Source organism: Pectobacterium versatile (genome assembly GCF_020166435.1).
Taxonomy (GTDB): domain Bacteria; phylum Pseudomonadota; class Gammaproteobacteria; order Enterobacterales; family Enterobacteriaceae; genus Pectobacterium; species Pectobacterium versatile.
Genome location: NZ_JAINZP010000017.1, coordinates 27928 through 42716 on the forward strand (window position 1 = coordinate 27928; position 14789 = coordinate 42716).

Genomic DNA, 14789 nt, shown 5'->3' on the forward strand with positions numbered 1-14789 from the left:
AATTTTGAAAATAAAATTCACAGTTCCTGAGGGGGGTTAATTGAATTTTTGGCACCTTATGGAAAAAGGTTGGAATATCTCGGCGTGGATGTTGTTAATATTCCCTATTTGGAATTTAACTCCCAGGTTTCCCACTCTGATTTTAGTGTAGGAAGTATAAAAACGGATGGTAGCCCACACATATATACGGATGTTAAATCAATCACTAGTCTCTCTAATCCAGAAATGGGAGAGGTTAGAGATGATAACTTAAATTATTTGATGGTGATATAGAACAAGGTACAGCCATTGACTATAACCGTTCTGCGAGAAAGCATCCCTATTTTCCAATAATAGATGTTATTACTGTTAAAAATAAGCTATCTCATGAATTAGTTGATCCAATGCTAAGTAATTTAATGAGGGAATTAAAAGAGATTGAGCATCCAGTAACGGTTATTACCGTTTGCATTTGTAGAGAATCTGTATCTCAGAAGAAAATTCCCGTTGAAATTGAAATATATAATTACCATGTTGATGATGGAGTTGTGAAATTAGTATCATCAAACGTATTATATTTACGATAATTATAGACGTATTGATGATGAAGGTTTTCTAACAGTAAGTTTTTCCGAGTCTGTCAGTAATAACGTATAGTTGCTTACTTATTAAAAGTGAGCGCCCAAGCGCTCATCGAATTCGATAATAAAATGAGTTACTGCCAGTCGCCAGTGTTGGAACAGTATACTCCATTATTTCTACGTGGCCTAAATCATGCTGTTCATATATTAGATAGCGCTCGTGGTGCCGATAGTCTCGGAAGTAGCTGAGTAATGTATTGAGGTTTTTCTACTAAACCAAATTGGCAGGTTTATTTTTGACTATTTAAATGACTGCTTAACGGCATTTCCTTTTCCGTTGCGTGCTTTTAAAAAAAACTGGCTAACCGTACAATAATTTTAGGTATCCAAACTGCGCTCATGTATCAGCATATAAAATTGTGATCGATAAAGTGTTTCTGGGAAGGCACGATTATGAAAGATGAAAAAAAGGCCGCAAAAGCGACCTTTGGGTTTGATCCGTTATCAATGAGGGTTAGACAACTTTATGCGGACCAAAACATTCGTAATGCAACTGCTCAGCGGGGATGCCCATAGCCAGCAACTGCTGTGCGATAAACTGCATGAAAACCACAGGGCCGCACAGGTAATAGTGCATATCTGGCGTGGTTAATTCCTCTTTTAACGAGGCCAACTGCATCAGCCCGCTGTGATGATAATCTTCGCCCGGACGATCGGCCTGCTGCGGTTCGCGATACCAAATATGATGCTGGAACTGTGGCAGTGACTGACCTGTTTGCTCGATTTCATCCGCAAATGCATGCGCAGTGCCGTTTTCTGCCGCGTGTAGCCATAGCACCTTCGCCTGATGACCCTGCTGTTTGAGCGTATGCAACATACCTAACATTGGGGTTTGCCCCACGCCACCGGAAATCAGGGCAACGGGTGTGTCGGTTGGGATATCAAGGAAGAAATCGCCGTGCGGAGCCGCCAGATGAATGATATCGCCTTCGCGAGCGGTATCATGCAGATAGCCGGAAACGGTGCCTTGTGCTTCACGTTTAACCGCAATTCGGTAGGACTTTCCATTTGGCGCATGAGTCAGAGAATATTGGCGAATCTCCTGATTGGCAAAACTGTCATGCTTGATGTAAACCGCCAGATATTGGCCCGGCTGAAAATCAGCAATAGGCTGGCCGTCGGTAGGTTCCAGTGTGAAGCTGGTAATCACCGAGCTCTGCGGCTGCTTGTTCACAATACGGAAAGGTCGCACACCGCTCCAGCCGCCGTTTTTCGCTTCTGTGCTGCGGTAGATATCGCCTTCGCGCTGAATGAAGACATTCGCCAGCACGCCATAGGCTTTACCCCAGGCATCCAGTACGTCCTGACCTGGGCTAAACAATTCATCCAGCGTGGCTAATAAGTGATTACCCACGATCTGATACTGATCGGCCTGAATGTTAAAGCTAGCGTGCTTCTGGGCGATGCGCTCAACCGCAGGCAGCAGCGCGGCCAGGTTTTCAATATTCGTTGCATAAGCGCAAATGGCATTGAACAGCGCTTCACGCTGATCGCCATTGCGCTGGTTGCTCATGTTAAAAATATCTTTGAGCTCAGGGTTATGCGTAAACATGCGATCGTAAAAATGTGCGGTCAGTTTTGGACCGGTTTCTGCCAGCAGAGGAATGGTTGACTTAACGATGGCGATAGTTTGGTTATCCAGCATGGTGACTCCTTATTTATTGGTATGATTTATAAGTTGTATTTTATATGCATCTTATTGGGTTTGTCCGCTGCTGTAAATTACCTTTTTGGTGGTAGGGGTTTTTAGGCGGAGCCAAAGGGAATAACATGAAGAAATAGCAGGTTGAGAATGAAGAAAAATCCGTTTACCACTGCGCAACAGATGTTTGCTGAAGCCTTGTGCTGCCTGTAGCTAATCGTTTGCGTAAAAACCTCTGTCAAGACCTATCTTCATTAGGGAAAAACGGTTTACACTATACGCCATTCCCCAAAAGGGTAGCCCAATTCCCAAATGGGCCATTAATTTCCAGTATATTTATGTTAGCTGAGTCAGGAGATCCGGATGTTAAAGCGTGAAATGAACATTGCCGATTATGATGCCGACCTGTGGCAAGCAATGGAGCAAGAAGTGGTGCGTCAGGAAGAGCACATTGAACTGATTGCGTCAGAAAACTACACCAGCCCACGCGTTATGCAGGCTCAAGGGTCTCAGCTGACGAACAAGTATGCTGAAGGTTATCCGGGCAAACGTTACTACGGCGGCTGTGAGTATGTTGATATCGTTGAGCAACTGGCGATCGACCGTGCGAAAGCGCTGTTCGGTGCAGATTATGCCAACGTGCAGCCGCACTCCGGCTCTCAGGCGAACTTTGCCGTTTACACCGCGCTGCTGCAGCCGGGCGACACCATTCTGGGTATGAACCTGGCACACGGTGGTCACCTGACGCACGGTTCTCCGGTTAACCTGTCGGGCAAACTGTATAAAGTCATTCCTTACGGCATCGACGAAAGCGGCAAGATCGACTACGACGAAATGGCTGAACTGGCGCGTACGCATAAGCCAAAAATGATCGTTGGCGGTTTCTCTGCTTACTCTGGCGTGGTTGACTGGGCGAAGATGCGCGAAATCGCTGACAGCATAGGTGCTTACCTGTTTGTTGATATGGCACACGTTGCCGGTCTGATTGCCGCCGATGTTTACCCTAACCCGGTTCCTCATGCTCACATCGTGACCACCACTACGCACAAAACGCTGGCTGGCCCACGCGGTGGCCTGATTCTGGCGAAAGGCGGCGACGAAGAGCTGTACAAAAAACTGAACTCTGCTGTTTTCCCTGGCGGTCAGGGCGGCCCGTTGATGCACGTTATCGCGGGTAAAGCGGTTGCGCTGAAAGAAGCGATGGAGCCTGAATTCAAGGTTTATCAGCAGCAGGTCGCGAAAAACGCCAAAGCAATGGTTGAAGTTTTCCTGTCACGTGGTTTTAACGTCGTGTCTGGTGCAACCAGCAACCATCTGTTCCTGCTGGATCTGGTGAGCAAAAACCTGACCGGTAAAGAAGCTGATGCTGCGCTGGGCCGTGCAAACATCACCGTGAACAAAAACAGCGTGCCTAACGATCCGAAGAGCCCGTTTGTGACTTCCGGTATCCGTATCGGTACGCCAGCGGCAACTCGTCGTGGCTTTAAAGAAGCGGAAGTGCGTGAACTGGCTGGCTGGATCTGTGATGTTTTAGACAACATCAACGACGAAGCGACCATTGAACGCGTGAAACAGAAAGTTCTGGATATCTGCGCCCGCTTCCCAGTTTACGCATAATTCGGTATTTTCTCTGACATCACTGTCGGAACACTTCCCAAACGCCAGCCTGAGTGCTGGCGTTTTTTATGGCGGCCATCCCTGGCCGCCACCCTGCGGGCCGAGATCTCCGTTCGCGTTTAATGACGAATAACGCGTTGCGCCGCCGTGTGCACTCTGACACAGTAATCGGCAAAAAAGAGTAACCGGCAAAAAAGTGCCGAAGCTAGGGGAGTTCGTCACCGAAAGGGAGGAATCATGGTTTTGCAATCGACGCGCTGGTTAGCGCTGAGCTATTTCACCTACTTTTTTTGCTATGGTGTTTTCCTGCCGTTTTGGGGCGGATGGCTGAAAGGCGAGGGGCTGTCCGCTGAGTCCATCGGCATGCTGCTGGGGGCGGGGCTAGTGGCGCGCTTCGTCGGCAGTCTGGTCATCACGCCCAGCGTGAAAGATCCGTCCAAATTGATTACGGTATTACGTGGGCTGGCGTTGCTGTCACTGGCGCTGGCCGTCGGTTTCTGGCTGGGGAATGCCTGGCTGTGGCTGATGATAGTGATGATCGGGTTTAACCTGTTTTTCGCACCGCTGGTGCCGCTGACCGATGCATTAGCCGCGACCTGGCAGCGGCAGGTCGTGATGGATTATGGCAAGGTGCGCGTCTGGGGCTCGATAGCGTTTGTTATCGCTTCTGCTGCAACGGGTGAACTGGTCGCTATCTGGGGACATCCGGCGATTCTGGCAATCCTCAGCGCGGGGCTGGTTGTGATGCTATTAGGCATGCTGCTTCGTCCCAGTGTGATGCCGCAAGCGGCAACGTCGACAGCCCAATCGGTCAACGTCACGCCGTGGAAACGATTGCTGGCCGAACCTGCGGTATGGCGCTTCCTGCTTTGCGTGTCGCTGCTGCAAGGTGCGCACGCGGCTTACTATGGTTTCAGCGTCATTTATTGGCAGGATTCGGGCTATTCCGCCTCGATTATCGGCTATCTCTGGTCGTTAGGCGTGGTTGCGGAGATTGTCATCTTTACTTTCAGCCAGCGCCTGTTCCGACGCTGGAGTGCGAGACAGCTTCTTTTGCTCTCGGCCGTATGCGGCGTGGTGCGCTGGGGCTTGATGGGCGCGACAGTGGCTCTGCCGTGGCTGATTGTGATACAGATATTGCACTGCGGTACGTTCACCGTGTGCCATCTGGCGGCCATGCGCTTTATCGCTGCACGTACTGGTGGTGACATTCTGCGGCTACAGGCGGTGTATTCCGCGTTGGCAATGGGCGGGAGTATCGCGGTGATGACGATGGTGTCCGGTTTTCTGTTTGAACACCTGCAGGGCGGCACGTTCTGGGTGATGGCGCTGTTGGCGGTTCCGGCCCTGTTTATTCGGCCTTCTGTCAGCCACCATACTGCTGTCGAAAAGGCGTAAGAAATGGCGTGTACTGTCAAGATAACGTAGTGTGGTAAAAATAATGTTACATTATAACGCTTTGAAACGGTGGTGCGGACGGATAACGTTGCTGATGCCAGGTTTGGCATTCGGCCAGCCCGTTTTCGCTCACCCACACAGTTTTATTGATATGCAGACGACAGTTGAGAGCAAGAACGACAACATCACCGGTTTACGTATGCTGTGGACGATGGATCCCATCACGTCTGCCGACCTGTTATATGACGCAGGGAAAGCGAAGAAGGACTCTGAAGTCTGGAAAAAGCTGGCGGCGGAAGTGATGGCAAATGTGTTAGGGCAGCACTATTTCACCGATATTTATCGTGATGGTCAGCCCGTGAAATATGCACCGATGCCAACGGAGTATCATCTTTCCCGCAAAGGCAATCAGGCAGTACTGGAGTTTGTGCTGCCGCTGGCGCATCCACAGCCACTGGCGGGCAAGCCTTTGCTGATTTCTACTTACGATCCTACCTACTTTGTCGATATGTCCTACCAGAATGACAAGGCCGTTACGCTCGCACCTGCGCTAGCTTCACGTTGTAAAACCTCGCTCGTCACGCCGGAACCTAACGCTGAACTGCAATCCTATGCGCTGTCGCTGGATAAGAACGATGCGCCGGATGAAGACATGGAGCTGGGGAAACAGTTTGCACAGCGGGTGACGTTGCAATGTCAGTGAACCTAGGCTCGCTGCCGCGTCAGCGCCCGTTGTTGAGCCGATTGCGCGATCTGTGGCCGCTGTGGCTGTTTTTGGTATTGCTGGCCTCGGCGTTGCATTACATCGTCGGATACTGGCCGCAAATCGTGCTGCAAAGCGCGATCTGGCAGAAATCGCTGCATCAGCAGATGTCGCACCTGTTGCAGATGGTGGAACAGCAGCCGCATCAGGCGGGGCTGAGTCTGATGATGTTCAGTCTGGTCTATGGCGTGCTTCATGCCGTCGGGCCGGGGCACGGTAAAGTTGTCATCATGACCTATCTGGCGACGCACCCGTCGAAGCTGAAAAGCAGCCTGAAGTTGACGCTTGCCGCCTCGTTGGTTCAGGGGCTGATGGCAGTCGCGCTGGTGACCGTGGTATTAGGGATTTTGCAACTGTCGAGTCGAACGTTGCATAACAGCAGTTTCTGGATGGAAAAGGGGAGCTTCGTGCTCGTTGCGGGGCTGGGGCTACTGCTCTGTTTCCGCGCGTTGAAACAGCTGTATATCGCCCTTGTTTGGCAGCCTAAGCCCGCGACGATTTTGCGCGTGACGCCTTTGCACGTAGATTCTTTGAATGCAGCCCAGCTCAACGTACCGACCGATACACGTAGGGTACTTCGTCCGATGCCTGTGCTTTCCTCTTCTCCTCATCAGCACGATGCCGACTGTGGCTGCGGGCACCGCCATCTGCCGAGCAATGAGGAACTTGAGCGCGATAGCAGCTGGCGTACGCGTCTGATGATTGTGCTGGCGATGGGGATGCGCCCGTGCTCAGGCGCTATTCTGGTGCTGCTTTTCTCTAAAGTGATTGGCGTGTATTGGTGGGGCGTGGCCTCTGCGCTGGTGATGGCTGCCGGAACGGCAATCACGATCTCGGCACTGGCCGTGTTGGTTTTTTACTGCCGTCGCGTGGTTGAGCGCTTAGGCGCAAACCGTGCCTCGCCCGTGTGGCAACGTGCGGCTTTTTCTCTTCTAGCTTTTGCCGGCGGGCTGATTTTAGTTGGCTCTGGCGTCCTGCTTTACCTCAGTGCACAGCCCGCGATGATGGGCGGCATTCGGCCATTCTCCGGTTAATTTTACCTTTTATTAACGCTGCGTTAAAAACCCATTGCTTCTGTTAATCACGGCAGGATATTATTTCAATAATGATAACTATTATCATTTATAACCATAATCGCAGAAGGGAATAATAATGAAGAAATGGCTGTTTTCAGTCGTTGCTCTGTTGGGGCTGAGTGCTAGCGTTATCGCCAGCGCTAACCCGATTGTTATTGAAGACGTTAGTGGCAGGAAGGTAGAAATCAAATCCGAAGTGAAGCGGATTATCTTAGGGGAAGGTCGACAGATTTATCTGCTGGCTGCCTTTGATACCGAGGCACCGTTCCAGCGCGTCGTTGGCTGGCGTGACGATTTGCCGAAAGCCGATTACGACGGCTATCTGGCTTACGAAAAGCAATACCCGGAAATCAAAAAGCTGCCGACCTTTGGCGGAGCGAAAGACGGCACTTTCAACGTCGAGCAGGCATTGACGCTGAAGCCGGATTTGGTACTGATGAATCTGGAATCAAAAGCGGCGACGGATGAAGGCAAGTTGATTGAGAAGCTCAGTTCGCTGGGTATTCCGGTTGTGTTCATCGATTTCCGCGAGAAGCCGTTTGAGAACGCAGAAAAAAGCATTCACATCATGGGCCAACTGGTTGGCAAACCACAGCGTGCGGAAGAGATTATTAAGTTCCGTCGTGAGCAGATTGAGCTTGTCACCGATCGGTTGAAGAACTATCAGGGCCCACGTCCGAAAGTGATGATTGACCGTGCAGGCGGCTATGACGAAGAGTGCTGCATGTCATTTGGTGATGAGAACTTTGGCCGCATGGTTGAGGCCGCTGGCGGTGACAACATTGCCAAAAACATCATCCCCGGCACGTTTGGTACGCTGAACCCTGAACAAATTATCAGCTCTCGCCCGGATGTGGTGGTGGTGACTGGGGCTAACTGGAAAAACTACAACACGGCGAATGGCTGGGTTGGTGTTGGACCGGGAGCCGATCAGAAGGAAGCGCTGCAACGCTTGCAAAAACTGATGGAACGCTCAGCATTCAAAACCTTGCCGGTAGCAACCGATGGCAACGCGCATGCCATCTGGCATCAGTTCTATGACAGCCCGTATCAGTTTGTGGCGATTCAGGTATTAGCAAAATGGATGCACCCAGAACTGTTTAAGGATATCGATCCTGATGCAACGTTCCGTACCTTCCATGAGAAGTTCCTGCCGCTGCCTTATCAGCCAGGTTATTGGGTTACGCTGCCAGCGAAGAAATAATTCTGCCAGACAGTAAACCAGATAATGCAGTAAACCAGATATAGAAAAGCACTGAACCTCATCGGTCAGTGCTTTTTTTTGTGCTTTTTTCGCTGATTCTATCGTCTATCAACAGCAGCATTGGCGATGTTTATTTCACCGTATTCTTTGCCCTGCCGGAAAATAAAGCAAACGTTTCCCTTCCTACAACCTCATTACAGGATCGTTAGATGTTTATGACGATCGATTATCTTACTTTGATAGATCTTGACTATTGTTTTGAGATTATTAAGTGATTTTAATGATCAATGCTATCAAGGTGTCCGCTTCTGTGGCGATAATTGAACGTGGTAAAGGTATGTCTGATTTTTATGCAAAACGTCACGTAGGGAGGGAAATACAGGTTATTCGGCATACCGGAATCAGGAAAAAAATACGGTATAAAAATTCAAAAAATGGAGCGGTTATGAATATCACGCAACGCCTGCTGTTGACGTTTTCGCTAATGTCGCTGGCGCTTATTTCATTGGTTATTGTCACTTTATCGTTGTTATCAGGGTTCCAATCTCGTTTCGAATATGTTCAGGATAATGCGATTCCAAGCATTAAAGATTTGAACAACTTAGTAGATAAAAGCAATTCGCTGGTGCTTTTTTTGTACCGTCATCAGACCACGGATGACGATCGCAAGCTGCCCGCGATCGAGCAGGATATTAATAGAACCATCGAGGAAATAAAGGCGCTTAATGAGTATTACCTGATCAATGATGCCTCCAGCGAGGAGGATCGCCAACTGACCCATACAGCGATGGACCTGACCAAAAAATTACAGACGTCGCTACCTGTTTTTCTTAACGCATCAAAGGCGAATCAGAATGACGTCGCACTCGGCCTGCTTCAGGGAATGGACGGTCCGGGAAAGATCGTTCGTGATCTACTCGCCAATTACCGTAAGCAATTCGATCTGAATGTTAAAATGGGCGACGATCTACGTCAGGTGAATGAACAGATCTATGAACAAACGTGGGTTGGCCTGTTGTCCGGTACGTTACTGATCGTATTGTTGAGCGGCTTTTTTGCGGTGAGAACCATTCTGGGCATTAGAAAAAGTTTGAATAACATGAGTCAAACGATGGAAATCGTGAGTACTCATCTCGACCTGACGATTCAAGCGGACGATCGACGTAAGGATGAAGTGGGAAATACCGCCCGTGCCTTTAACAGCTTGATGCAGCGGGTATCCTCTGCGCTGGCTTCGGTGAGTGCTTCATCGCAGTCGGTGAGCAGCGCGGCGACGCAAATTGCGGTGGGGAATGAAGATCTGTCATCCCGCACCGAGGAACAGGCTGCTTCGCTGGAACAAACGGCGGCCAGTATGACGGAAATCAGTGAGACAGTGCGCCAGAACGCGGAGAACACGCAACAGGCGAGTCTGCTGGCAGGCAATGCCAGCAAGATTTCCATCAATAGTGCCGATTCCGTCAACACGATGCTGAATACGATGGAACACATTCGCACCAGCTCAGGCAAGATCACCGAGATCATTGCGCTCATCGAAGGTATCGCGTTTCAGACCAATATCCTTGCCTTGAATGCGGCAGTAGAAGCCGCTCGTGCCGGTGAGCAGGGGCGTGGTTTTGCGGTGGTCGCGGGAGAGGTGCGCACGCTGGCACAGCGGTCGTCTACGGCGGCGCGTGAAATCAAGGATTTGATTGATGCCTCAAACTCGCTGGTGTCGGCGGGCGTTGATCAAGCCAGCGATGTAGGGAAAAACATGTCGGCGATGAAGGATGCGATCCAGCAGGTGACGGATTTAGTCAATGAAATCGCGGCGGCGACTGAGGAACAAAGCCAGGGTATCAGCCAGGTGCATCAGGCCGTTAACCAGATGGATGATGTGACTCAGCAAAATGCCTCATTGGTGGAAGAGGCGTCTGCGGCGTCGCAGTCGTTGCAGGAACAGGCAAGTACGCTGAGCCAACTGGTGGGGCAGTTCATTGTGGGACAGGTTACTCCTCTGGCGCTGGCTTCCGCTTCTGCATCCGCGCTACCTGGAATATCCGCGCCGCGTCTTGCTCCCGTGAGGAAGAAAAGTGCCGTTGCTCAGGATGAAGCGGACTGGCAGCGTTTCTAACCTATCGCGCCGCGTGCTGCGCAGTGAAGCGGCATGCGGCCATAGGCTCGATTGACCAGTGGCGAAAGCCAAGGGAGATACGGTATGGAATCGACTGAGCACAGTGCGGAAAATCTGGGGGATTATGCGTCGTTACTGACGGAATTCGAGCATATGACCGCGTTGCTTACTCAGCTAATGAAAAGCGATTACCGCACGCTTGATCTCTATCTCAATAATTGCAGTCACCTTATTTTGCGATTTACTGCAATTTATAAACTGCTCGATAAACCAGAGTTTGAACATTATCTGAAGCATTATGACGCGGCGCTCTACTACAACGTAAACAGCGTGGGTTTGGCATTGCGTCTGTTTGAGAACATGCTGACGAATATGCGCGATATGCTCGGTTCTGAACGCTTACACTAATTGGGAGTAATTATCCTATCAGTCAGGTCGTTTTGGCCTGACTGAATTACTGAGATGCATCCTTCTTTCCACACTCTCTGGCCAGTTCTTCTGCTATTACTTGTAAGGTGCAGCTAATGGAGTGGGGAAGAAGCACCCAAAGCGAGCGTGTTGGATATCGGTAGCCTTTTGCGTTGTGGTGCAAATCTTCTAACAGGTAAATGGTGTGTGGGAGATGATGCCTGCACTGGGGCTGTTTTGTGGTAAAGCCCAGCTCAGGCTTACAGGGAGGTACTTATAGCATTTTTACGATAGTCTATTAATCGCTCAACGTACTTTGTCAGCAACAGCAGGCTGGGGAAATACGGCCTGCTTGCATGTAGAGATGATTAACGGACCAAGCTTATTGGTTGGTGAATTTATTGACTGATAGCGCTTCCTGGTGTTTCGCCACCGGTTCCCGTCACTGTTTTGTGTTTTGCTAGATATTGATGCTGGAAAATGCACATACGGATTGCATTGCGGTATTCGCCGTTGACGAAAAATTCGTGAATCAGTTTGCCTTCTACCTCAAACCCTAGTTTGCTGTAGATGTGGATCGCTTTCTTGTTTTCTTTATCCACAATTAAATACAGCTTGTAGAGATTCAATACTGAAAAACCGTAATCCATCGCCAGCTTGGCCGCCGCGCTGGCGTAGCCTTGGCCTTGATAGGCGGGATCGATAATAATCTGAAACTCCGCGCGCCGATGGATATGGTTAATTTCCACCAGCTCAACCAGACCTACCTTGGTTTGCTCGTGTTCAATAATGAAGCGCCGTTCGCTCTGGTCATGAATATGCTTGTCGTACAAATCGCTGAGTTCGACAAAGGCCTCGTAGGGCTCTTCAAACCAATAACGCATCACACTGGCGTTGTTATCCAATTGATGCACAAAAGTGAGATCGTCTCGCTCCAGCGGTCGTAGCCGAACGGAACTGCTCGTACCGGACATAGTGAATCCTTAATTGATAAGAGAGACGTGAAACGGCATCGCCGAGATCACGCAGGCATGAATATGCCAACGTTAGTATAACAGCGAAGCGTTCTGTGTCTCATATTCAATGAGAAATGGCGAATATTTAAAGCGTAAAGAGGGAGAAAATAAATGGTGATGATTTGCGAGTAGGTGTCGAAAGTAAGAAGCAAGTGAATAAGGAATGAGCAGTAAGGCTCCACGGGAGAGCCTTACTATTATGACGAACTAACAGTATTACTCGGCGGCATAACCTTGTGGGGGAATACGCACGCTGTCCAGCCAGGCTTCATTATCACGCATCACCAGTCTGCCGTTCAGGAACCAGTTGATGACCATCGGATAAATCGTGTGTTCGTGCGTTTTAACACGCTCACTCAGGCTCTCTTCCGTGTCGTCACTGAACACAGGCACTTTCGCTTGCAGAACCAGTGGGCCGCCGTCCAGTTCATCGGTGACAAAATGAACGGATGTCCCATGCTCCCGATCGCCATTTTCCAGCGCCTTGCGGTGCGTGTGCAGGCCGGGATATTTGGGCAGCAGAGAAGGGTGAATGTTCAGCATTTTGCCGGCAAACTGGGCAACAAATTCTGGGCTAAGAATCCGCATGTAACCTGCTAAGATCACCAGCGCGGGTTCATATTGCTCAATTTCGTTTGCCAGTGCGGCATCAAATGCAGCACGGTCGGCAAAGTCTTCAGGGTTCAGGACGCACGTAGGAATATTCGCGTTCTGTGCGCGTTCTAGCCCGTAAGCTTCCGCATTATTACTGAATACGGCGACGATCTTTCCTTTAAGGCGTCCGTTCTTACAGGCGTCGATTAACGCCTGTAAGTTGCTTCCATGACCTGAAATCAGCACAACGATGTTTTTCATCAGTTAATAACCACTGCGTCTCCGGCATCGGTTTGAGTAATGACGCCGATTTTCCATGCGTTTTCGCCGCTGCTGTTGAGTAATGCAACGGCCTCGTCTGCCTGTTCGGCTGGCAGTGCGATGATCATACCAACACCGCAGTTGAAAGTACGATACATTTCGTGGCGGCTGACATTACCGGCCTGTTGCAGCCAGTTGAAAACAGCAGGCCATTGCCAGCTGGATTCGTCGATCGTCGCCTGCATGCCTTCTGGCAGCACGCGCGGGATATTTTCCCAGAAGCCGCCGCCGGTCAGGTGAGAAATTGCGTGGACATCGACTTTCTCAATCAGGGAAAGTATGGACTTCACGTAGATTTTGGTCGGGGCCAGCAGGTGGTCGGCCAGCGATTTGCCTTCCAGCTCGAACTGCTCTGGATCGGTCTTGCTGACTTCAAGCACTTTGCGCACCAGCGAATAGCCGTTTGAGTGCGGGCCGCTAGAAGCGAGGGCAACCAGAACATCGCCGTTCTGAACTTTACTGCCGTCAATAATTTCTGATTTTTCTACCACACCGACGCAGAAGCCAGCAACGTCGTAGTCTTCGCCGTGATACATGCCCGGCATTTCGGCGGTTTCGCCACCGACCAGCGCACAGCCTGATTGCTTACAGCCTTCCGCGATACCGGTAATTACGCTGGCAGCGGTGTCGACATCCAGCTTGCCCGTGGCGTAGTAGTCGAGGAAGAACAGCGGCTCAGCGCCCTGAACGACCAGATCGTTCACGCACATCGCAACCAGATCGATACCAATGGTATCGTGGCGTTTCAGGTCCATCGCCAGGCGCAGTTTGGTGCCGACTCCGTCAGTGCCGGAAACCAGAATCGGTTCGCGGTATTTTTGCGGTAAGGCGCACAAGGCACCGAAACCACCCAATCCACCCATAACTTCCGGGCGACGGGTCTGTTTCACTACACCTTTGATACGGTCTACCAATGCATTACCCGCATCGATATCCACGCCTGCGTCTTTATAGCTGAGAGAGGTTTTGTCGGTCACTGCTGAGTCCCCACGAAGGTTACGGGTCGTATTCAGAAAACACGGTATTTAGAAAACATACTGTGGTAAAAATAATGCGCGCTAATTCTAACAGTGTAGGCAATCGTTTGCGAGTGATGAGTCATCGGCTGGCTATTTTTCGTCAATGGCGACAATTTCTCTCCTCGGTTGATCTGGATCAGGCTTAATCATATGGCGCTAAGTAAAAAAGGCGGTATAATCCCGCGATTTTTTTTACGACGGGCTCTCATGCCCGCCGCCCTGCGGGCCGCCGCAAGCGGTGTTTAAAAACGCGTTTGGCGTTTTTGTCCGTCCACTAGCCGATGGGGAGATAATGATGAAGATCGTCGAGGTGAAACACCCACTCGTCAAACACAAACTAGGTTTGATGCGTGAGAACGATATTAGTACGAAGCGTTTTCGTGAGCTGGCTTCCGAAGTGGGAAGTTTGCTGACTTACGAAGCGACGGCTGACCTGGCAACCGAAAAAGTCACCATTGATGGCTGGTGCGGTCCGGTTGAAGTCGATCAGATCAAAGGCAAGAAAATTACCGTCGTACCGATTCTGCGTGCAGGATTGGGGATGATGGACGGCGTGCTGGAAAATGTGCCTAGCGCGCGTATCAGCGTTGTCGGCATCTACCGTGATGAAGAGACGCTGGAGCCTGTTCCTTATTTCCAGAAGCTGGTTTCCAATATCGAAGAGCGCATGGCGCTGGTGGTTGACCCCATGCTGGCAACCGGTGGCTCAATGATCGCGACGATCGACCTGCTGAAAAAAGCGGGTTGTCACAGCATTAAGGTACTGGTGTTGGTCGCGGCGCCAGAAGGGATTGCCGCACTGGAAAAAGCCCACCCCGATGTCGAGCTTTACACGGCATCCATCGATAAAGGCCTCAACGAGCAGGGTTACATCATGCCGGGCCTCGGTGATGCGGGCGATAAAATATTTGGTACGAAATAACAGGTAAGCCGACTTGATAGTCGGCTTTTTTTTGGCGTAAACCTCAGTATTTCCTATGGTGCGCCAGAGCCTGTGT

General features: G+C 50.4%; 12 protein-coding genes. 8 read left to right on the forward strand and 4 right to left on the reverse strand.

The window, feature by feature from the left end:
• Positions 1 to 1074: 1074 nt before the first annotated feature.
• Positions 1075 to 2265, reverse strand: a complete 1191-nt coding sequence (gene hmpA, locus K7X24_RS16585; protein WP_039508024.1) for an NO-inducible flavohemoprotein — start codon at positions 2263 to 2265, stop codon at positions 1075 to 1077.
• Between the two features lie 360 nt (positions 2266 to 2625).
• Between hmpA and glyA the strand changes: the two genes are divergently transcribed.
• From glyA to K7X24_RS16620, 7 genes are all read left to right on the forward strand, one after another.
• Complete coding sequence (gene glyA / locus K7X24_RS16590; protein ID WP_039508020.1) at positions 2626 to 3879, forward strand: serine hydroxymethyltransferase; 1254 nt, start codon at positions 2626 to 2628, stop codon at positions 3877 to 3879.
• Between the two features lie 237 nt (positions 3880 to 4116).
• Positions 4117 to 5277 (forward strand): 3-phenylpropionate MFS transporter, encoded by a 1161-nt coding sequence (locus K7X24_RS16595; RefSeq protein WP_224555937.1) that lies wholly within the window; start codon positions 4117 to 4119, stop codon positions 5275 to 5277.
• A gap of 43 nt (positions 5278 to 5320) precedes the next feature.
• The gene (locus K7X24_RS16600) at positions 5321 to 5980 is read left to right on the forward strand and encodes a DUF1007 family protein (protein ID WP_411961354.1); all 660 of its coding nucleotides are present in this window, start codon (positions 5321 to 5323) and stop codon (positions 5978 to 5980) included.
• A complete protein-coding gene (locus K7X24_RS16605; protein WP_224555940.1) occupies positions 5971 to 7074 on the forward strand; it encodes a nickel/cobalt transporter in 1104 nt (367 codons plus the stop codon). The genes K7X24_RS16600 and K7X24_RS16605 overlap by 10 nt, the downstream gene beginning before the upstream one ends.
• A gap of 118 nt (positions 7075 to 7192) precedes the next feature.
• The gene (locus K7X24_RS16610) at positions 7193 to 8320 is read left to right on the forward strand and encodes an ABC transporter substrate-binding protein (protein WP_039493546.1); all 1128 of its coding nucleotides are present in this window, start codon (positions 7193 to 7195) and stop codon (positions 8318 to 8320) included.
• A 445-nt stretch (positions 8321 to 8765) separates the two neighbouring features.
• Positions 8766 to 10433: a methyl-accepting chemotaxis protein gene (locus K7X24_RS16615; protein ID WP_224555946.1), complete on the forward strand. Its 1668-nt coding sequence runs from the start codon at positions 8766 to 8768 to the stop codon at positions 10431 to 10433.
• 84 nt (positions 10434 to 10517) lie between these two features.
• Positions 10518 to 10841 (forward strand): hypothetical protein, encoded by a 324-nt coding sequence (locus K7X24_RS16620; protein ID WP_224555948.1) that lies wholly within the window; start codon positions 10518 to 10520, stop codon positions 10839 to 10841.
• 398 nt (positions 10842 to 11239) lie between these two features.
• Here K7X24_RS16620 and speG read toward each other — a convergent pair whose 3' ends face one another.
• The 3 genes from speG to purM form a co-directional block, all read right to left on the reverse strand.
• Positions 11240 to 11815 carry a spermidine N1-acetyltransferase gene (speG, locus tag K7X24_RS16625; RefSeq protein ID WP_224555949.1) on the reverse strand — a complete coding sequence of 192 codons (576 nt, stop codon included), beginning with the start codon at positions 11813 to 11815 and terminating at the stop codon, positions 11240 to 11242.
• 258 nt (positions 11816 to 12073) lie between these two features.
• The gene (gene purN / locus K7X24_RS16630) at positions 12074 to 12712 is read right to left on the reverse strand and encodes a phosphoribosylglycinamide formyltransferase (RefSeq protein WP_224555950.1); all 639 of its coding nucleotides are present in this window, start codon (positions 12710 to 12712) and stop codon (positions 12074 to 12076) included.
• On the reverse strand, positions 12712 to 13749 hold the full coding sequence (gene purM / locus K7X24_RS16635) for a phosphoribosylformylglycinamidine cyclo-ligase (RefSeq protein WP_010286490.1): 1038 nt from the start codon (positions 13747 to 13749) through the stop codon (positions 12712 to 12714). Before purM ends, purN begins: the two co-directional genes overlap by 1 nt.
• Positions 13750 to 14086: 337 nt before the next feature.
• On the opposite strand from purM, the gene upp reads away from it, so the two are divergent.
• Positions 14087 to 14713, forward strand: coding sequence for a uracil phosphoribosyltransferase (gene upp, locus K7X24_RS16640; protein ID WP_010307474.1), 627 nt, complete (start codon positions 14087 to 14089; stop codon positions 14711 to 14713).
• Positions 14714 to 14789 lie beyond the last annotated feature (76 nt).

What these genes read in the sequence shown, in the direction of transcription:
- K7X24_RS16620 (WP_224555948.1), top strand. Translation starts at nt 10,518, where the DNA reads ATGGAATCGACTGAGCACAGTGCGGAAAATCTGGGGGATTATGCGTCG.
- purN (WP_224555950.1), bottom strand. Translation starts at nt 12,712, where the DNA reads ATGAAAAACATCGTTGTGCTGATTTCAGGTCATGGAAGCAACTTACAG.
- glyA (WP_039508020.1), top strand. Translation starts at nt 2,626, where the DNA reads ATGTTAAAGCGTGAAATGAACATTGCCGATTATGATGCCGACCTGTGG.
- upp (WP_010307474.1), top strand. Translation starts at nt 14,087, where the DNA reads ATGAAGATCGTCGAGGTGAAACACCCACTCGTCAAACACAAACTAGGT.
- K7X24_RS16610 (WP_039493546.1), top strand. Translation starts at nt 7,193, where the DNA reads ATGAAGAAATGGCTGTTTTCAGTCGTTGCTCTGTTGGGGCTGAGTGCT.
- hmpA (WP_039508024.1), bottom strand. Translation starts at nt 2,265, where the DNA reads ATGCTGGATAACCAAACTATCGCCATCGTTAAGTCAACCATTCCTCTG.
- speG (WP_224555949.1), bottom strand. Translation starts at nt 11,815, where the DNA reads ATGTCCGGTACGAGCAGTTCCGTTCGGCTACGACCGCTGGAGCGAGAC.
- K7X24_RS16605 (WP_224555940.1), top strand. Translation starts at nt 5,971, where the DNA reads ATGTCAGTGAACCTAGGCTCGCTGCCGCGTCAGCGCCCGTTGTTGAGC.
- K7X24_RS16615 (WP_224555946.1), top strand. Translation starts at nt 8,766, where the DNA reads ATGAATATCACGCAACGCCTGCTGTTGACGTTTTCGCTAATGTCGCTG.
- K7X24_RS16595 (WP_224555937.1), top strand. Translation starts at nt 4,117, where the DNA reads ATGGTTTTGCAATCGACGCGCTGGTTAGCGCTGAGCTATTTCACCTAC.
- K7X24_RS16600 (WP_411961354.1), top strand. Translation starts at nt 5,321, where the DNA reads ATGTTACATTATAACGCTTTGAAACGGTGGTGCGGACGGATAACGTTG.